Genomic DNA, 18,206 nt, shown 5'->3' on the forward strand with positions numbered 1-18,206 from the left:
GCGGACGGCGGTCAGCGTCTGGGGGCACCGATCATCATGAACAGCACCCGCATCACCAGCACACAGCTGATCACCAGCAGGTTGTAGCCGAACAGTTCGAAGAGCCCCAGACCCTCGCTGATCCGTGGCCCGCCGCTCGTCCGGAGCAGCTGCACACCGACCAGCCCGATGACGCCCCCGAGGAACGCCAGCAGCACCTCGTGCATCAGGGACCGGATGTAGCGGCGGTCCTCCGGGTCGCCGAAGAGCCGGACTCCGACGACCATGTGGCCGCTCTCCACCGCGCTGCCGATACGTTCGATACGCCGCGGGAGGCGTCGCAGCATCGGTATGACTCCGAGCATTTCCTCGGTCAGGGTGCGCCCCAGCGCCTCTGGCCTGAGCTTGTGCAGATGGCGGCTGACCGCGAACGAACGGGCCTCGGAGACGATGTCGAAGCCGGGCACAAGCCGGTCCAGCGACCCTTCCATGGTGGCCAGCGCGCGGAAGACGGCCGCGATCTCCGGCGGCACGCTGATGCCGTGCCGCGAGACGATGGCGAAGAGGTCGGCGAACATTTCCCGGTCGGGCTTGATCCCCGGGGCGAAGTGGCGGGCCAGGAACTGGCCGACGGCCCGTTCGAGCCCCCGCTCGTCTATCTGCTCCGGCCGTGCGACCAGCTCCAGCAGGCTGTCGCAGAGGCCCGGCGGATCGCCGCGATGCAGAGCCAGGAGCATATTGCTCAGCGTCGAGCGTAGCGACCGGTCGATCCGCCCGACCGACCCGAAGTCCAGCATGCCCAGGCGGCCGTCCCGGAGCAGCAGCAGGTTGCCGGGGTGCGGGTCGGCGTGGAACACCCCGCTGGTCATGATCTGGCCGAGCAGGCACTCCAGCATGGCGCGGGCCAGCGCCTGCCGGTCGAGGCCGCGCTCGTCGAGTGCGTCGGACACGTTGTTGAGGGGAGTGCCGTCCATCCACTCGGTCACCAGGACCCGCCGGCTGCACAGCTCCTCGTGGACCGCGGGCACAAGGATGACGGATTCGCCGGTGAGAGACGTCTTGATCGCGGCGGCCACGGACAGGGTGTTGCGTGCCTCGATCCGGAAGTCCAGCTCTTCCTGGAGCGAGACGGCGAAGCCCTGGGCCAGCGCCACCGCTCCCACACTGCGCCCCCAGTCGGAGTGCAGCTCGATCTTGGTGGCGAACCGGTAGAGGATGTCCAGGTCGTCGACGACGATGGAACGCGCCTCGGAGCGCTGCACCTTGACCGCGACCTGGTCGCCGGAATGCAGCCGGGCCCGGTGGACCTGGGCGATGGAACCCGCGGCGAGCGGTTCGCGGTCGAACGTGGCGAACACCTCGCCGGGCGGGGCCCCGAGCTCATCGGTCAGCACCTGCTCCACCGCGGCCCAGGGCTCGGGCGCGGCCTGGTCCTGGAGTTTGCTCAGCTCCTCGATGAACTCGGCCGGCAGCAGGTCGTAACGGGTGGACAGCACCTGACCCAGCTTGACGAAGGTGACCCCCGCCTCCTCCAGGGCCCGGCGCAGGGACGGGGCGAGCACCTGGCGTTCGGCGGCCGCGCCCGGACCGCGCCGCGACTTGCCGCTGAGGAAGCGGCCGAGGCCGTGGCGGATGAATATGCGGCTGAGCCTGGTGTAGCGGCGGGTGCGGGCGAAGCGGCGCCGCAGGGTGCGGGGGAGCCGCACCAGGCCGGGGAGCGTCCCGCTGGGCATCACCAGTTCGGTGATGGCCAGGAACGCCATCGACACCAGAAGGGCGCCCCCGATCTCCAGGCTGATCAGGGCCACCGGCTCCACGTCGCGCAGCGGCCTGCTGATCAGAGTGGCCGCGACGAGACCGACTCCGGCAGTGAGCACGGCTCGTCCCTTGCCGATCCTGATGCCGAGCAGCCTGCGGGCGCCGGAGGCGAGCCCGGTGAGGAAGACGGTGAGGGAGAGCGCCGCGAGCAGGACGAGCACCACGGTGTTCACCGCTCCCGCCGACGCCGGAGGTAGTAGGAGACGGTGACGGCGGCGAGCAGCGGGCCCCACAGCAGGAGCGGCGCGTAGCACCAGCCCATCAACGCGCGGTGGCCGCCGGTCAGGGTGTCCTGGTCGACCGAGTCCCAGATCATCAGCTGACTGAACGTCACCACGGTGAGAATCAGGGCGCCGAGGGCTGCGGGGACGACAGCGGCCATCGGCCGGACGGGCCTGCCGCCGATGAACGGAAGCCAACGCGGGGCGATCAGGCCCCACTTGCTGATCAGTCCCAGGGTGAGCAGGGCCGCGGCCTCCTGCGCGAGGCTGATCAGGGGCAGGACCACATAGCCGCTGCCGGGAATTCCGTAGTCCGTGCGCAGCACTTCGTCGCTGTAGCCGACCGGGATGCCCACGGCCATCGCCAGACGCCAGAGCGACGAGGGCAGGACGACCAAGGGGACGGCGTGGGCCGCCCAGCGCGCCCAACGGGGCGGCGGGGGAGTGGTGTACGTCGGCGACTGGCCGTCGGCGCTGCTGGTCTGTGTGGTCATGAGCGTAAGACTGCCCATCATCTCGTAGGCGGTGCAACCGGCCGAAAACCGGCACACCCTGCCTCCCGCGACGGGGAGCAGGATGTGCCGGACGCGATCCGGTCGTTCGGTCGTGCCGTCGGTCCGGATCGATCCGACGGCCGGTCAGGCGCTGTGGTCACCACCGGTATGGGCGGTGACCGGTACGCGCCGGTCGTCCTCCGCGGCAGCGTTCCCGGGCCGCTGCTGTTCCGCCGCTCCCCGGCCGCCGGGCCACCAGGCCCGGCCGCCCAGAAGGGTGGTCACCGCGGGGACCAGCAGCAGGGCCATCACGAAGGCGGTCAGCAGGATGCCGAAGCCGACCGCGAAGCCCATCTGCTGGAGCATCGAGTTCTCGGCGAGCAGCAGTACGCCGAAGGTGCCCGCCAGGATGACGGCGGCCGCGGCGATCGTGGAGGCGGAGTGGGTGGTCGCCCGCCGTACGGCCTCCGCCGGACTGCTGCCGTCCCGGATCTCCTCCCGGATCCGGGCCACCATGAGGATGTTGTAGTCCGTGCCGATCGCGACGACGAACAGGTACACCACCACCGGCAAGGTGAAAAGCAGCCCCTGCTCGCCCATGGCGCCCTGGAACAGCCAGACCGTGGAGCCGAGGGTGGCGGCGAAGCCGAGACCGACCGAGAGCATCAGGTACCAGGGCGCGATGGCGCTGCGCAGCAGCAGCCCCAGGATGACCATGATGGCGAGGCCCGCGACGGGGAAGACCAGGGAGTAGTCGCGCGAGGTGGCGTGCTGGATGTCGGCGAGCACCGCCGTGGTGCCCCCGACGACCGCCCGGGTGCCCTCAGGGGCGGCCTCGTGCGCGGCGTCCCGCAGCGGACCGGCGACCAGCTCGACCGCCTCGTCACTGGCGGGCTTCTGCTTCAGGACCACCCCGAACTGTGCGGTGTCGCCCTGCGGGCCGACGGCGGCCGGAGTGACCTGGCCGAGACCGGTGGCCCGGAGCTCCTTCTCGTACGCCGTGAGCTGTGCCGGGTCGAGCCGCTTGCCGTCGTCGGCCTGGACCAGCACCCACGTGGGGTCGGTCTGCCCGGCCGAGAAGCCGCGCTGCACGTCCGCCGCGGCCTGCACCGACTCCAGGTCGTCGGGGAGGGAACCGGTGCTGTCGAACTGGGGGGTGAAGTTGAAGACGCCCACGGCGAGCACCGCGAGCAGCCCGCCGGAGGCGGCGGCCACCCGGCCGGGCCGACGCGAGATGAGCGTGCCGACCCGGTGGGCGAAACCGTGGTCGGGCTGCTTGCGCCAGGCCTTCGACGGCCAGAACGCCTTGGCCCCGAGCAGCGAGAACACCGCTGGTACGAGCGTCAGCGCGGCGACGAGGGTGACCGCCACCGAGATGGCCAGCGCGGGGCCCATGGCCCGCAGCATGCCGAGGCTGGACAGCAGGAGCGCCAGGAAGGCGGTGATGACCGCTCCGGCGGCCGAGGCGATGGTCTCGCCGACCCGGGCCACGGCCTCGCTCATGGCCTCCTTCGGAGACTTGCCCGTACGCAGGGACTCCCGGTAGCGGAAGAGCAGGAAGAGGATGTAGTCCGTTCCGACGCCGAACAGCACCACCACCAGGATCGAGGTGATCGAGGCGTCCGCCTGGAAGCCGCCCAGTTCGGCGGTGGCCGAGATCAGCCCGACCGCGACACCGAAGACCAGACCGATGATGATCACCGGCAGGATCGCGATCAGCGGACTGCGGAAGATCACCGCGAGCAGCAGGATGATCAGCACCAGAGTGGCCATCATGATCATGGCGTCGGTGTCGCCCGCCGACTCCTGGGAGTCGAGGGCCGTGGCCGAGGCTCCGGTCACTCCCATGTGCAGGGAGGTGCCTTCCAGGAGGGGCCGCGCCTTCTCGCGCAGCTCCTTCACCGACTCGATCAGCTCGGGGGCGTAGGCGTTCTTCGTGGTGGCGTTGATGTTCGCCAGGGCGATCTCGCCCTTCGGGGACACCGCCTCCGGGGCCGTCGTCACCTTCTTGATCTTCTTCAGCCCGGCCTCGTCCAGCGCCGCGGCGATCCGCTTCACGTCGACCTTGTCGGCGTCGGTGAGCACGGCCTTGTCGGTGCGCCGGAACACCGCGATGGAGGCGGGCTGCTCCTGCTGCGGGAAGGCACGCTCCTGAATCTCGGCCGCCCGCACCGACTCGTAGTGCGACGGCAGGAACTCGGCCTGGTCGCTGACGGACTTGAGCGGGGGCGCGAGCGAGGCCGCAGCGACCGCGGCGACCAGCCACGCGAGGATGGTCAACCAGGGGTGTCTGACGGCGGACCGCCCGATCCTTCCGAACATGGTGCTCCTTCGAGGGACTTCCAGGACGCCTGAAGTGTGGAGTCCAGCAGTCCGGTCGGGCCCGGGGAGCAGCTGTATGTGGCATCAACATGCCGCCCGGGCCGTTCGGCTCACTCGCAGCCGCGCTGCCAGTTCCAGCCGACGAAGCTGTGCTTCAGCTCGACGTCGAACTCGCAGGACGCCGTGCCGTCCGCCTTGAGCGTCACGGTGGTGGAGTGCTTGTTCGCGTACCAGACCCCGGTCGGGTCGAAGACGCCCTGGTACGAGAACTCCGCCTGTGCCGCGTTGACCGAGACCGGGCAGCCGGCGAGACAGTCGGCGCTCTTGCCGGAGGACTTCAGCGACCAGCCCGCGTTCCACGGTTCGCGGTTCCACTCCTGGGTCGCGTCGGTGGCCGACGCGGTGACCGCGGTGCCGTCGAAGGACCAGTCGGACGTTGTGTAGAGGCCGGTCATCCGGATGTTGCAGCAGTCGTACATCTCCGAGCGGCTGCGGACCTGTCTGGTCTCCGCGGCGGTACGCGAGGAGGCGGCGACGGCCGGGGCGGCGGAGCTCGGCACCAGTCGGACCGCGCCCGGCACCGGAGTGCAGTCGGGGCCTATGGTGACCTGCTGCCGTACAGCCATACCCGCGGGCGGGAGGGGAAGTTCCCCGGACAGCTTCACGTCCGTGCACTCCTGGCCCGCACCGGAGCCCGGCGAGGCGGCCGTGGCGGAGGCGGGGAGTGCGGTCAGGGAGAACAGCCCGGCCGTGAGCGCGACGAGCGCGATGCGGTGGCGCAATTTACTTGCCTTTCCTCGGGATTCCGTCACGGAGCGTATGCGCGGGCCGCGAGGCCGGGGACTGTGAGGAAAAAGGTTGGCACGAAGCTGACAATCCCGTGTCCCCGGCCGGTCCGTGCCGTTCTGGCACCTTCATGCCAGCACCGTTGCCCGGCGGATCGGCCACGACCGAGAGTGGTGGCCGATATGCGGACAGATGTTTCGCCGTGCGACGGAGGAGTGCCCGTGGACGTCCATGACCGGTACGAAGGCGCTCTGTCCCTGCTGCGCCGCCCCGACGGCCTCATCGGACGCCTCGTCCGCGGCGAACCCGGCTTCCAGGCCCGGATCGCGGAGGCGCTGGCCGGGGCGGAGAAGCAGCTCCAGGACTGTGCGGCCGGCGCCCCCGACCCGCGGATCGCCGAGGTCACCGGGCATCTGGTGGCGGCCGGTGGAAAGCGGCTGCGGCCCCTGCTGGTCCTCCTCGGGGCCGAGTTCGGCGAGTCCTGGCGGGACGGCGTGACCCAGGCGGCCGTCATCTCCGAACTCGTCCACCTCGCCTCCCTCCACCACGACGACGTGATGGACGGCGCCGAGACCCGGCACGGCGTGCCCACCGTCCACACCCGTTGGGGCGAGCACGTCGCGGTGCTCGGCGGGGACTGGCTGCTCGCCCGGGCCGCCCAGCTCGCCGCCGCCCTCGGCGCCGAAGCCGTACGCCTCAACGCCCACACCGCCGGGCGGCTGGTCTCCGGGCAACTGCGCGAACTGACCGGGCCCGTACCGGGCGAGGACCCGGTCGCCCACTACTTCCAGGTCGCCGCGGGCAAGACGGCCGCGCTGCTGGCCATGTCGCTGGGCATGGGCGCCGTCCAGGCCGCCGCCCCTGCCCCGTACGCGGAAGCACTCACCGAGTACGGCGAGCAGCTCGGCATCGCCTTCCAGATAGCCGACGACCTGCTGGACCTCCACGCGCCCGCTGAGGTCACGGGCAAAGAGCAGGGCAAGGACCTGCTCGCCGGGGTGCCGAGCCTCCCCGTGCTGCTCGTCCGTGCGGGATACGACGACGGGGACCGGGAGCTGCGCGCGCTGATCGACGCCGGACCGGGCGCCGGAGCCGCGGATCACCGCCGGGCGCTGGAACTCTTCGGCCGCTCACCCGCGACCGCGCGGGCCCGTGCCGTCATGCACGAACGGCTGGAGCTCGCCCGTACCGCCCTGGGCCCCCTGCCGGACCTGCCCGCCCGCCGCGCGCTCGAAGAGCTCTGCGACGTCGTCGCCCTCCGGTCCGGCCGAGCCGAAACCGGCCCGACGACATGAAGGGATCGGCCATGACGTTGGACGAGCGGATCAACGAACTCACCCGGATCCGGGGCGAGGTACTCCAAGGCGAACCCCGGGCGACCGAGGCGCAGCACGCCAAGGGCAAGCTGACCGCCCGCGAGCGCATCGAGCTGCTCCTCGACCCGGGTTCGTTCAAGGAGGTCGAGCAGCTGCGCCGGCACCGGGCGACGGGTTTCGGCCTGGAGGCGAAGAGGCCCTACACCGATGGTGTGATCACCGGGTGGGGCACGGTCGAGGGCCGGACGGTCTTCGTGTACGCGCACGACTTCCGGATCTTCGGCGGGGCGCTGGGTGAGGCCCATGCCACGAAGATCCACAAGATCATGGACATGGCCATCTCGGCCGGTGCCCCGCTGGTGTCCCTGAACGACGGCGCCGGCGCCCGTATCCAGGAAGGCGTCTCCGCGCTCGCCGGGTACGGCGGCATCTTCCAGCGCAACACGCGTGCTTCGGGTGTGATCCCGCAGATCAGTGTGATGCTCGGCCCGTGCGCGGGCGGCGCCGCGTACTCCCCGGCGCTGACGGACTTCGTGTTCATGGTCCGTGAGACCTCGCAGATGTTCATCACCGGCCCGGACGTCGTGAAGGCGGTCACCGGCGAGGAGATCACCCAGAACGGCCTCGGCGGCGCCGACGTCCACGCCGAGACGTCGGGCGTGGCGCATTTCGCGTACGACGACGAGGAGACGTGCATCGCCGAGGTCCGCTACCTCATCGGGATGCTCCCCTCCAACAACCGCGAGAAGCCGCCCCGTACCGCCACCGCCGACCCGGCCGACCGGCGCTGCGAACGGCTGCTCGACCTCGTGCCCGTCGACGGCACCCGCCCCTACGATGTCCACGAGGTCATCGAGGAACTCGTCGACGACGGCGAGTACATGGAGATCCACGAGCGCTGGGCCGGGAGCATCATCACCGCCCTCGCCCGGCTCGACGGCGACGTCGTCGGGATCGTCGCCAGCCAGCCCCGGGTGCTCGCCGGAGTGCTCGACATCCACGCGTCCGAGAAGGCCGCCCGCTTCGTCCAGCTGTGCGACGCCTTCAACATTCCGCTCGTCACCCTGGTCGACGTACCCGGCTTCCTGCCCGGCGTCGGCCAGGAGCACGGGGGCATCATCCGGCACGGTGCCAAGCTGCTCTACGCCTACTGCGACGCCACGGTCCCCCGGGTGCAGGTGATCCTGCGCAAGGCGTACGGCGGCGCCTACATCGTCATGGACTCCCGTTCCATCGGCGCCGACATCTCCTTCGCCTGGCCCGCCAACGAGATCGCTGTGATGGGCGCCGAAGGAGCCGCGAACGTGGTCTTCCGCCGCCGGATCGCGGCGGCCGAGGACCCCGACGCCCTGCGGGAACTGCTGGTCAAGGAGTACAAGGCCGAGCTGATGCACCCCTACTACGCCGCCGAACGCGGGCTCGTGGACGACGTCATCGACCCCGCCGACACCCGGACGGCACTCATCGGCGCACTCGCCATGCTGCGCGCCAAACACGCCGTGCTGCCCTCCCGCAAACACGGCAATCCACCCCAGTGAGGAGAAACCGATGTCCGCACCGGCACTCCAAGGAGCCCTGGCCCCGGCGCTGTTCAAGGTGATCAGCGGCTGCCCCAGCCCCGAGGAACTCGCCGCCGTCACGGCCCTCCTCACCGCACTGTCCGCCTCCGCCGCCGGACCGGCCTCCGATGTGGCCGCCACCCGGCCGGTGGCCACGGCCGACTGGGGGCGCCCGGAGGGCTGCACACCGGTCTCCTGGGCGGCCCGGCGGTAACCGGGCCGCCCGGACCGTAAATGGCAGCTTGCTGACGCCCCCGTTGCGGGGCCTGAGAATGCCCTGCTTACTCAGTCCGAGACGGCGGAACCTGCCGTACGGCACGGCTGCGGCCGCGATCAGGAGGCTCCTCGTGCTTCAGGTGGTGTTCCGGATCCTGGGGCCGTTGGAGGTCACCGTCGAAGGACGGCCGGTGGCCCTCCAGGGCGCCCGCCAGCGCACCATCATGTCGATGCTGCTGCTCGCACCCAACCGGGTGGTGTCCGTGGACGCCCTCGCCGACGCCGTATGGCGCGGCAACCCGCCCGCCACCGCCCGCAACCAGATCGCCATCTGCGTCTCCGCCCTCCGCAAGACCCTCAAGAACGCCGTCGGCGTCGAGGACATCCTCGTCACCAGCCACCCCGGCTACATGCTCTACGCCGGTGAACACCGCATCGACGCGGCGGAGTTCGAGGAACACGCGGCCAGAGGACGGGAGGCGGCCCGGCGCGGCCGCACGGACGAGGCGTGCGCCCTCCTGGAGGAGGCCCTCGCCATGTGGCGCGGTCCCGCACTCGAAGGCATCACGGCCGAACGCGTCGAGGCGGAGGCCGCCCGGCTCACCGACATGCGGCTCGACGTCTACGAGGAGTACGTCGGGCTGCGCCTGCGGCTCGGCCAGCACCGGGAGCTGATGGGCGAACTCGTGGCCTTCGTACGGGAACACCCGCTCCGGGAACAGGCCAAGGCCCATCTCATGCTCGCCCAGTACCGCTCCGGACGACGCGCCGAGGCCCTGGAGACCTACCGTGACGGACAGCGGATCCTCGCCGACGAACTCGGCATCGATCCCGGCCCCGAACTCCGCGACCTCCATGACGAGATCCTGGCCGACTCCCCGCGCCTCGGCCTGCCCGCCGAGCCGGCCGAACTCCTCCCACAGACCGCCGTCCCCGCCCATCTTCCTCCCAGCGCAGCATCGTTCACCGGGCGGCGACGCGAACTGGCCTCGCTCGACCGGCTGCTGGACCACCTGGAGGGCAGCGCGCTGCCGGTCGGCTCCATCACCGGCCCCGGCGGCGTGGGCAAGACCGCCCTCGCCGTGCACTGGGCCCACCAAGTCTCGGCCCGCTTCCCCGATGGCCAGCTCTTCGCCGACCTGCGCGGCTACGACGGTGAGGAGGCACCCCGCAGACCCGGCGCCGTACTCGACCGCTTTCTGCGCGCCCTCGGCGTGCCCGGCGCACAGATCCCCGCCGAACAGGCCGAACGCACCGCCCTGTTCCGCAGCGTCCTCGACGGACGGCGGGTGCTCATCGTCCTCGACAACGCGGTCTCCTTCCAGCAGATACGTCCGCTGCTGCCCGGCAACGGCCGCTCCTGCGTCCTCGTGACCAGCCGCGACAGCATGGGCGGCGCCCTCGCCGGAGACTACTTCTTCGTCCCTCTCCACCTCGGCGCGCTCGAACAGGGCGAATCCATCACCCTCCTCTCCCGGGTCGCGGGCGACGACCGCTTCGGCAGCGACCCGGTCGGCGCCGCCCGGCTCAGCGCCCTCTGCGACCGTCTCCCCCTCGCACTGCGCATCGCCGCCGCCCGGCTGGCCGCCAAACCGCACTGGTCGGTGCGGACCCTGGTGGCCCGGCTGGAGGACCAGCACCGCAGGCTCGACGAACTCAGCCTGGACGAGCGGGGCGTACGCGCCGGCCTCCGGCTCAGCTATCGCGGCCTCCCCCCGGAGACGGCCCGGATGTTCCGGCTGCTCGGCACCCTGAACGTGCCCGACTTCGCCTCCTGGGTGGGCGCCGCACTCCTCGGTGTCGACCCGGTCGACGCCGAGGACCTCATCGAACAGCTCGTCGACGCCCAGCTCCTGGAACCGCTCAGCGCCGCCACCGGCCACGTCCGCTACCGGTTCCAGGACCTGCTGCGGCTCTTCGCGCGCGAGTGCGCCGAGGCCAAGGACCCCGAGGAGGAACGCCGAGCCGCGCTCCGGCGGGCCTGTGGTGCCTGGCTCGGTCTCGCCGGAGAGGCCCACCGACGGGTCTACGGAGGTGACTACACCGTCATCCACGGGCCCGCCCCCCTGCACCCGCTGCCCCGCCACCTGACCGACAGCCTGCTGGAAGACCCCATGGAATGGTTCGAGAGCGAACGCTCCTCGATCACCGGACTGGTCGACCAGGCAGCCGGGCACGACGAGTCCGCCTACGCCTGGGACCTCGCCATCACCAGCGTCACCCTGTTCCAGAACCGCAACTACCTGGAGGACTGGCGGCACTGCGGCGAGCGCGCCCTCGAAGCGGCCGTGCGGACCGGCGACACCCTGGGCGAGGCCGCGATGCTGCACTCGATCGGCACCCTGGAGATCGTCCAGTGGTCCTACGGCTCCGCGCACGAACGCCTCAGCCTGGCCCTGCGGCTGTTCGAGGAGCAGGGCCAGGCTCAGGGACGTGCCCTGGTGCTCCGGAACCTGGCGCTGTGCGAACGCCATCGCGGAGACATGGATCGTGCCAGGCGGATGGCACACCGGTCGCTGGAGATCTTCCGAACGGTCGGCGACCACTACGCCGAGACCCATGTGCTGGGACTCCTGGCGCAGATCGAACTGGAGCGGGGCGACCCGCAGGCGAGTCTCGTGCTGTCCTCGGAGGCGGTGGCCCGGAGCCGTGGACTGGGCACCTCGAGAGGAGAGGCACAGAGCACCGTCCGTCTCGCCGAGGCGCTGCTGCACCAGGGGGACGGGGAACGCGCGGAGGAGGCGTCCCGGCGCGCGCTTGAACTGGTCAGGAACAGCGGTGACCGCCGGGGCGAGGCCCATGCGCTGAGGACCCTGGGCGAGGCGTTGTGGCGCCGGGGGCGGACCGAGGAGGCGGAGGTGGTTCTCCGCGACGGGCTGGAGACCGCGGTCAAGGTGCCCGACCGCTTCCTGGAGGCGCGGGCGGCGATCGTCATCGGCTGCGTACAGGCGCTGCGCGCGGACCGTTCCGGCGCGGCCGGCAGCTTCAAGGCGGCACAGGAACTGTTCACCGAGGTGGGGGCGCCGGGCTGGCAGGATCGCTGCACCCGACTGCTTGCAGAACTCTGGGACCGTGAAGTCCTGGACGAGCAGAGGCTGTTCGAGTTCATACGACCCTGAGGCCGTTCAGCCCCGAGACCACCGGCATCAGGTCCACGGGTCGTCCGCGGCGGCGGGAGCGCTCGTCCACGGGTCGTCCAGAACGGCGACCGGGGCGCTCGTCCACGGATCGTCGCCCGCCACGGCCGAGCCCGCCCCATCGGCGTACACCAGGCCGGCCACCGAAAGCAGGAGAGCCCCACCGGCCGCCAGACCGGCCGCCGTCGTCCTGATGGCCGGGGAGTTGAAGGTCCTCATGGTGTTCCTCCTTGGACGAGGCCCGTCGCCGGGCCGGGTGCGCTTGCCGGGTCGGCTGCGGGCCGGTGCCCCGCCGATGTCCAGAACGCTACGGAGGAGGCTTTTCGCAGCTCTTTCGGAACGCTTTCGGTAGCACGAAATCGACCCGATATCGACGAAAAACGCCAGCTCAGTAGGTTCCCCGGCAAGCGGCCCGGCGATGGGGAACGGGCCCGCGGACAGCGGGGGAGGCCTCCCATGGACCTCAGGATCCTCGGAGCCGTGGCAGCCGAACTCGACGGCCGCCCGGTCCCACTCGACGGCAGCAAACAGCGCACCGCGCTCGCGGCCCTGCTCCTCGCCGAGGGCACGGTCCTCTCCGACGAACGGCTCACGGTCCTGCTCTGGGGCTGGCGGCCACCCGCCACGAGTACCCGGCAGCTCTACACCTATGTCTCCCGGCTGCGCACCCGCCTGGGCCCCCGGCTGTGCCTGGAGCGCCACGGCACCGGCTACCGGATGGACATCGGTGACGCGGCCTTCGACGGGGCCGCCTTCCGCGGCCTCGCCGCGGCCGGCCGTGCCGATCTGCTGGCCCGCCGATACCAGGACGCCGAGCGCCGTCTGCATCAGGCTCTCGGGCTGTGGCACGGACCGGCCCTGACCGGCGTCACGGACCAGCTGCGGGAGTCCGAGGGCCCGCAGCTGGAGGAAGCCCGGCTCGCCGCCCTGGAGGACCACGCGGAGGCGGCGCTCGCCCTCGGCCGCCACACCGAGCTGATCCCCGAACTCACCCGCCAGGTGGCGCTACAGCCGATCCGCGAACGGCTCCGGGGCCAGCTGATGACGGCCCTGTTCCGCAGCGGCCGGCAGGCCGACGCCCTCGCCGTCCACGACCGGGGAAGCGAGATCCTCGCCGGCGAACTCGGCATCGACCCCGGGTCCGCCCTGCGCGCCCTGCGCCAGGAGATCCTCACGGGAACGCTCGCCCCGCCCGAGGCCCCCGAACGCCGGACGGCCACGGTGTCGCCGCCCGCCCCGGCCGCCACATCCCCGGCGGAACCGGGAACCTCCCCGGTCTCCCCGGCGATCTCCCCGCCCGGGCGACCCGCCTTCCCGGCGACCGAAGCCGCCGGTCTCTCCGACCGGCACCCCCCGGTCCCCGCGACGCTGCCGGCCGCCCCCGCCGATTTCGTCGGGAGGACCACCGAGAACTGGGAGCTCCTCGCCGCGCTGCGCGGCCAACGGGGCGCGGTGATCACCGGCCCCGCGGGCACCGGGAAGTCCGCACTGGCCCTGCGGACGGCAGAACAGTGCCGCGAGGACTTCCCGCAGGGCCGCCTCTACGCCGACCTGCGCACCGCCGACGGCGGCCCCCGGGCTCCCCGGGAGGTCCTCGGCTGGTTCCTGTCCGCCCTGGGCGTCGCACCCGAGCGCATCCCGGCGACCCTCGACGAACGGATCCAGCTCTACCGCACCCTGCTCTCCACCCGCCGCCTGCTCGTCGTCCTCGACAACGCCCTCGACGACGCGCACGTACGCCTCCTGCTCCCGGGTGAGGGACCGAGCCGCACCCTCATCACCGGAGTCCGTTCCCATCTCGCCTCCCTGGAAGGCCTGCGCATGGTGCGCCTGGGCCCCCTGGAACCCGCCGAAGCGGGACAGCTCCTCGCCGCTGTCGCGGGAGCCGAACGGCTCGCCGCGTCGCCAGAGGCGGCCGCCCGTATCGCGGAGTCCTGCGACCGGCTGCCCCTCGCACTGCGCATCGCGGCGGCCCGGCTGGCCGCTCACCCGCACTGGACGGCCGGGATGCTCGCCGACCGGCTGGCCCGGCCCGGCCGGAGACTGGCGGAACTACGGCTCGGCAGCCTCGACCTGACGTCCGGGCTGCGGAACGTGGCCGACCAGCTGCACCCGGCCGACCGGACCGCCGCAGGCACCCTGGCGGCGACCGGCCTCACCAGGCTCACCGCAGGGGACGCCGCCGCATTGCTCGGCACGGCGGCGGACGAGGCGGAGGAACTGCTGGAACGACTGGTGGACGCCCAGCTGCTGGACGCGTGGAGCGCCGACGGCGCGAACGGGCTGTGCTACCGATTCCCGCCGCTCGTCCAGCTCTTCCTCCAGCCGCGGCACGCCCCGGCCCCCTGCTGAACCCCGCGCGGCGTCCCGCGTGGCCCTCTCCACGCGAGCCCGCCCTGTGTGCCGGCCCCGCGACCCGGGCCGGCACACAGGGCATTTCAGCCCTGAGGGTCAGCCGCAGCCGCCCGCGTGTCCCGCGTCCAGGCCGTAGACCGGTATCTCCGGGATGCCCGACGCTCCCGCATCGCCGCCCGGGGCCGCCGCGGCCAGTGCGGTCAGCGCGTCGGCGTAGTCCGCCAGCAGGTCCGCCCACGGGGTGGCACTGTCACGCAGCAGCACTTCCTGATCGAGCGTCCCGCGCTCCTCGATTTCCGCCAGGACGGCCAGCGGATGCCGGACCTGAGAGGTGCCGGATTCGGCCTCGAACATTTCTTCCTCCTGAGATGCGTTCCGGGCCCCGTTCAGGTCCCGCATCACCAGGTTCGGCCGCGTCGGCATAGGGAATATCCGGCGGATCTGTATACGTCGATACAGGCCCGTACAGCCCGGATACAGCTGCCGTACATGAAATGAGGGAAGGCTCGTTTCATGGACAGTCACATCACGAGCATCGTTGTCGTGGGCGGCACGGCCGTCGGTTGGACAGCGGCTGCCCGGCTTGCTTCCGCATTCGGTGAGACCGTCTCCATCGCCGTGCTGGAGACGCCCGAACGGCCCGGCGCACCGGAAGAATCGCAGGTCCCACAGGTGGTGTCCGTCGAGCCGGAGTTCCAGCGGGAACTCTTCGACCGGCTCGGTATTCCTGAAGAGCAATGGATGCGGAATTGCCGGGCATCCTTCAAGGCGGCCGTCCGCTACGTCAATTGGCGCACCGAAGGTCCCATGGAACTGTCCCCGCGCACCTTGAAGAACGGCAGCTCCGACTATTTCTACGACCCGTGCTCCGATATCCCGGAATGCGAGGACTCCTTGCTGCTCGACCACTGGCGTCGGCGCAGGGCGAACGGAGAGAGCACCGAGAACGCCGATTACGCGTGTTTCCGTGAGCCGCCCCTCATGGACGCCCGGAAATCACCACGCTGGCTGGACGGGCGACGGGCCTTTCCCTACGGGTGGCACGTCGACATCCGCCTGTTCACCGAATACCTCCGGAACACGGCGACCGGCCGCTTCGGCGTCCGGGTGCTCCGGGGCACCCCACGGGCCGCGGAGCGCGACGAGCGGGGCATGCTCACCGCCCTGCACACCATCGGAGGCCGCAGGGTGCCGGGGGACCTCTTCCTCGACTGCACCGGAAGGGAAGGCCTGATCCTCGCCGGGCTTCTGGGCGAGCCGTATGCCGACGCCCCCGACCGGCCGGGGTGCGACCGCGCGGTCGCCGTCACCGTCCCGTACGACCGTGCCGAGCACGACGTCGACCCGTTCACGACCGCCACCGCACTGCCGTCCGGCTGGGCCTGGAAGATGCCGCTGGCGGACGGCTTCGACGCCGGTCTCGCCTACCCGGGCGACCGGACCGGACCGGAGGAGGCGGCGCGCACCCTGTGCGCTCTGTGGGGACTGCACCCCGAGCGCACCACCGTGCGCCACACCGCCACACGCACCGGGCACAGCTCCCGTGCGTGGGTGAAGAACTGCGTCGCTCTGGGGCCGGCGGCCGACGCCCGCGACCCCCTGGCGGGCGGACCGCTCAGCGGGGTCCTCGGGGCGCTGGACCGGCTGGTCCGGGACTTTCCCGCCCTCCAGGACCGGGAGGGCCCCGCGGCCCGTTTCAACCGTGCCGTGGCCACCGGATCCGCCAGGGCCCGCGACTTCGCCCAGGCGCTGCACCACGTATCCCCCAGGGCGGACACACCGTACTGGAGCGCTCGGCGCGCGGCTCCGCTCTCGCCGGAGCTCGCGGACTGCCTGGCCGCGTACCGCGCGGCCCTGACCCCCGAGCGCCACGAACTGCGCTACGCGGGGGTGCTGGCCGCGCTCGCACCGGGCGGCCGGGCCTTCCGGGCGTCCCTCGCCCATCGGCAGGACGCCCGGGAGGTGGCCGACGCGCACTTCGTCCGGATCAAGCGTCAGCAGCACATCCTGCTGGAGACGCTGCCGACGGCGGGGCAGTACCTGCGACGGCTCCACGGCCTCCCCACGGCACGGACCGCCCCCTGCTGACCGCCGGTCAGCCCGCCTTGGGCGAGGCCTTGGAGCCGTCGCCCGCGTCCTTGTCCGAGCCCTTGCCCGAGCCCTTGTCCGCATCCTCGTCGGCGCCCCCGGAGCCGGCGGTCTTCTCGACCGCGGCGACCGCCTCCTTCGCCGCCTTCTGGGCGCCCTTGACGATGTCCGAGGACGACGGGGTCTTCGCTCCCGCGTAGCCCGCGCCGTTGTACGTCAGGGTGATGACGACGTTGCCCGTACGCGCCACGACGGTGGCGTACACGAAGTCCTCGTCCGTCTTGCTGAGGCCGTACGTGACGAGGGTCGCCTCGTCGCCGATCCCGTCGGCGGGTTCCGCGGCGACCTTCTTGGCGCCCTCGGACGCCTTCGCCTTGGCGACCTGCTTGCCGTAGTCCTCGGTGGCGCGCTCGGCGCCGCTGCCCAGGGACTGGTCCGAGTCGAACCGGGTGAAGCCGATGTCCATCCAGCGGTACTGCGAGCCCTTGATGCCCTGGTCGTCCAGGCCGTTCCAGGAGCAGCTGCCGCGGACCGACAGGTCGCTGGACCCGCCCGCCGTGCCGCCCTTCTTCTTGGCCCCGGGCACCAGGTCCTCGATGGTCTTCTTCCCGATCGAGCCGCACGGGTCGGGCAGATCGGTGAACTTCGCCGGCTCGACGGTGGGCTCCGAGGGCGTGGGCGCGGCCGTGCCGGACGACGAGGAACCCGCGCTCTTCTTGCCGTCGGAGCCGGAGTCCGACGAGCAGCCGACGGCTACGAGCATCACCGGTACGGCGGCGCAGGCGAGGATGCGGGACAGGCGCGGGGCAGATCGGTGCATGGTTCCTTCACTCGGATGGCACGGAGGGGGCTCGTGGTGCTGGAGGTCCCGGTTCGTGCGGGTGCGGGTGGGCTCGGTAGCGGGTCGGTACGTCTTCCGGACAGCCACGGTACGACGGGCGGCCGGTGTGCCGCGCCGCCGCCGAGGGCCTCCGGAGGCCTGAGAACCGGCCGGTGGGGGCCCGCCGGAGGGCGTCTACTCGCTGAGCGTCTCGGCCAGCTTCCGGGCCAGTGCCTGGGCCTTCTCCTGGAGTTCCCTCGCGTCGGGGGTCTGGGTGATGAGGGCCGGCTGCTCGGCGTACCGGACGGTCACGACCACGTTCGATGTGCGGAACACCACGCTCACCGTGTGGTGCTGCGAGGTGGAATCAGCCCTTTTGGGCAGATCCTGGAGGAATGCGGCATCTCCGAGGTCGTCGAGCAGGCGCGAGGGGAGGGCCTCGTCCGGGCTGCCACTGCTCCCGGTGGTCCCGTCGGCGCTCTCCCCGCCGTCCTCGCCGCTGCTCCCGGAGGGCGAGGGGGCGGCGGAATCCGTGCCGCCGGCGTCGGCCGGGTCCTTCGCCTTCCCGCTCTCCTCGCCCTTCCCGTCCTGCTCGCCGGTCGGCACGGGCGTCACCGAGGAGGACAGGCCGGCGGCCTTCACCTTCTTCGCGTAGACGGTGTCGGCGCGGTCGTCGTCGCTGACCGCGGGGTCGTACGAGACGACGCGCTCGAAGTCGATGGCGAGCGACCGTGTGGCGCTGGGCGCGTCGGCCTTCCAGCTGCAGCCGACCTTGCGGTCCGTGTCGTACGTGACCGCCGCCGAGCCCCGGAAGACCCTGTCCTGCTGCTCCCCGGGCAGTTCCGCGGCGCCGGGCAGCAGGTCCTTCAGCGTCGAGCGCGGAACGGCGCGGCAGGGGGCGGGCAGGGTCAGGTACTTGCCCGGGGGCGCGGGGGTGACCGTCGGGCTGCCCGCCTTGCTGTCGGCGCCGTTCGCGTTGCCGCCGGCGCCTGTGCTGCAGCCGGCGGCGAGTACGCCGAGCAGAGCGACGCCGGGTACGTACGCCATGGGTCGCACCGTCCCAGGCTCCCTTCGGTACGGAAAACGAGTTGCCGC

14 protein-coding genes are annotated in these 18,206 nt (G+C 71.6%); 6 read left to right on the forward strand and 8 right to left on the reverse strand.

Annotated features, from left to right (window positions below; translation table 11 throughout):
* Positions 1 to 11: 11 nt before the first annotated feature.
* The 4 genes from KME66_RS19330 to KME66_RS19345 all read right to left on the reverse strand — a co-directional run bounded on the left by KME66_RS19330 (position 12) and on the right by KME66_RS19345 (position 5,616).
* Positions 12 to 1,970 carry an AarF/UbiB family protein gene (locus KME66_RS19330; protein WP_253208405.1) on the reverse strand — a complete coding sequence of 653 codons (1,959 nt, stop codon included), beginning with the start codon at positions 1,968 to 1,970 and terminating at the stop codon, positions 12 to 14.
* The gene (locus tag KME66_RS19335) at positions 1,967 to 2,512 is read right to left on the reverse strand and encodes a hypothetical protein (protein WP_216324093.1); all 546 of its coding nucleotides are present in this window, start codon (positions 2,510 to 2,512) and stop codon (positions 1,967 to 1,969) included. The genes KME66_RS19330 and KME66_RS19335 overlap by 4 nt, the downstream gene beginning before the upstream one ends.
* 144 nt (positions 2,513 to 2,656) lie before the next feature.
* Positions 2,657 to 4,834 carry an MMPL family transporter gene (locus KME66_RS19340; protein WP_216324095.1) on the reverse strand — a complete coding sequence of 726 codons (2,178 nt, stop codon included), beginning with the start codon at positions 4,832 to 4,834 and terminating at the stop codon, positions 2,657 to 2,659.
* A 110-nt stretch (positions 4,835 to 4,944) separates the two neighbouring features.
* Positions 4,945 to 5,616 (reverse strand): hypothetical protein, encoded by a 672-nt coding sequence (locus tag KME66_RS19345; RefSeq protein WP_216324097.1) that lies wholly within the window; start codon positions 5,614 to 5,616, stop codon positions 4,945 to 4,947.
* A 225-nt stretch (positions 5,617 to 5,841) separates the two neighbouring features.
* Between KME66_RS19345 and KME66_RS19350 the strand changes: the two genes are divergently transcribed.
* The 4 genes from KME66_RS19350 to KME66_RS19365 all read left to right on the forward strand — a co-directional run bounded on the left by KME66_RS19350 (position 5,842) and on the right by KME66_RS19365 (position 11,830).
* Positions 5,842 to 6,915, forward strand: coding sequence for a polyprenyl synthetase family protein (locus KME66_RS19350; RefSeq protein WP_253208406.1), 1,074 nt, complete (start codon positions 5,842 to 5,844; stop codon positions 6,913 to 6,915).
* Positions 6,916 to 6,926: 11 nt separating this feature from the next.
* Complete coding sequence (locus tag KME66_RS19355; RefSeq protein WP_216324101.1) at positions 6,927 to 8,474, forward strand: acyl-CoA carboxylase subunit beta; 1,548 nt, start codon at positions 6,927 to 6,929, stop codon at positions 8,472 to 8,474.
* 10 nt (positions 8,475 to 8,484) lie between these two features.
* Positions 8,485 to 8,709, forward strand: a complete 225-nt coding sequence (locus KME66_RS19360) for an acyl-CoA carboxylase subunit epsilon (protein WP_216324106.1) — start codon at positions 8,485 to 8,487, stop codon at positions 8,707 to 8,709.
* Between the two features lie 133 nt (positions 8,710 to 8,842).
* Positions 8,843 to 11,830: a BTAD domain-containing putative transcriptional regulator gene (locus KME66_RS19365; protein ID WP_216324109.1), complete on the forward strand. Its 2,988-nt coding sequence runs from the start codon at positions 8,843 to 8,845 to the stop codon at positions 11,828 to 11,830.
* Between the two features lie 27 nt (positions 11,831 to 11,857).
* Here the strand turns inward: KME66_RS19365 and KME66_RS19370 are convergent, their stop codons facing one another.
* A complete protein-coding gene (locus tag KME66_RS19370) occupies positions 11,858 to 12,067 on the reverse strand; it encodes a hypothetical protein (RefSeq protein WP_216324112.1) in 210 nt (69 codons plus the stop codon).
* Between the two features lie 237 nt (positions 12,068 to 12,304).
* Between KME66_RS19370 and KME66_RS19375 the strand changes: the two genes are divergently transcribed.
* Positions 12,305 to 14,200: a BTAD domain-containing putative transcriptional regulator gene (locus tag KME66_RS19375; RefSeq protein ID WP_216324115.1), complete on the forward strand. Its 1,896-nt coding sequence runs from the start codon at positions 12,305 to 12,307 to the stop codon at positions 14,198 to 14,200.
* 99 nt (positions 14,201 to 14,299) lie between these two features.
* Here KME66_RS19375 and KME66_RS19380 read toward each other — a convergent pair whose 3' ends face one another.
* Positions 14,300 to 14,557, reverse strand: a complete 258-nt coding sequence (locus tag KME66_RS19380; RefSeq protein ID WP_216324118.1) for a DUF6269 family protein — start codon at positions 14,555 to 14,557, stop codon at positions 14,300 to 14,302.
* Between the two features lie 159 nt (positions 14,558 to 14,716).
* Here KME66_RS19380 and KME66_RS19385 point away from each other — a divergent pair, with 159 nt between their 5' ends.
* Positions 14,717 to 16,291, forward strand: coding sequence for a tryptophan 7-halogenase (locus KME66_RS19385; RefSeq protein WP_216324121.1), 1,575 nt, complete (start codon positions 14,717 to 14,719; stop codon positions 16,289 to 16,291).
* 7 nt (positions 16,292 to 16,298) lie between these two features.
* Here KME66_RS19385 and KME66_RS19390 read toward each other — a convergent pair whose 3' ends face one another.
* Both KME66_RS19390 and KME66_RS19395 read right to left on the reverse strand, forming a co-directional pair.
* Positions 16,299 to 17,111, reverse strand: a complete 813-nt coding sequence (locus tag KME66_RS19390) for a DUF3558 domain-containing protein (protein ID WP_216324124.1) — start codon at positions 17,109 to 17,111, stop codon at positions 16,299 to 16,301.
* 195 nt (positions 17,112 to 17,306) lie between these two features.
* The gene (locus KME66_RS19395) at positions 17,307 to 18,158 is read right to left on the reverse strand and encodes a DUF3558 domain-containing protein (protein WP_216324126.1); all 852 of its coding nucleotides are present in this window, start codon (positions 18,156 to 18,158) and stop codon (positions 17,307 to 17,309) included.
* Positions 18,159 to 18,206: the final 48 nt, after the last annotated feature.

It is taken from the genome of Streptomyces sp. YPW6 (genome assembly GCF_018866325.1).
GTDB lineage: Bacteria > Actinomycetota > Actinomycetes > Streptomycetales > Streptomycetaceae > Streptomyces.

Excerpts from the sequence above, each read along its gene's own strand:
- KME66_RS19385 (WP_216324121.1), top strand. The coding sequence starts at position 14,717 with ATGGACAGTCACATCACGAGCATCGTTGTCGTGGGCGGCACGGCCGTC.
- KME66_RS19335 (WP_216324093.1), bottom strand. The coding sequence starts at position 2,512 with ATGACCACACAGACCAGCAGCGCCGACGGCCAGTCGCCGACGTACACC.
- KME66_RS19340 (WP_216324095.1), bottom strand. The coding sequence starts at position 4,834 with ATGTTCGGAAGGATCGGGCGGTCCGCCGTCAGACACCCCTGGTTGACC.
- KME66_RS19355 (WP_216324101.1), top strand. The coding sequence starts at position 6,927 with ATGACGTTGGACGAGCGGATCAACGAACTCACCCGGATCCGGGGCGAG.
- KME66_RS19360 (WP_216324106.1), top strand. The coding sequence starts at position 8,485 with ATGTCCGCACCGGCACTCCAAGGAGCCCTGGCCCCGGCGCTGTTCAAG.
- KME66_RS19390 (WP_216324124.1), bottom strand. The coding sequence starts at position 17,111 with ATGCACCGATCTGCCCCGCGCCTGTCCCGCATCCTCGCCTGCGCCGCC.
- KME66_RS19380 (WP_216324118.1), bottom strand. The coding sequence starts at position 14,557 with ATGTTCGAGGCCGAATCCGGCACCTCTCAGGTCCGGCATCCGCTGGCC.
- KME66_RS19375 (WP_216324115.1), top strand. The coding sequence starts at position 12,305 with ATGGACCTCAGGATCCTCGGAGCCGTGGCAGCCGAACTCGACGGCCGC.
- KME66_RS19395 (WP_216324126.1), bottom strand. The coding sequence starts at position 18,158 with ATGGCGTACGTACCCGGCGTCGCTCTGCTCGGCGTACTCGCCGCCGGC.
- KME66_RS19370 (WP_216324112.1), bottom strand. The coding sequence starts at position 12,067 with ATGAGGACCTTCAACTCCCCGGCCATCAGGACGACGGCGGCCGGTCTG.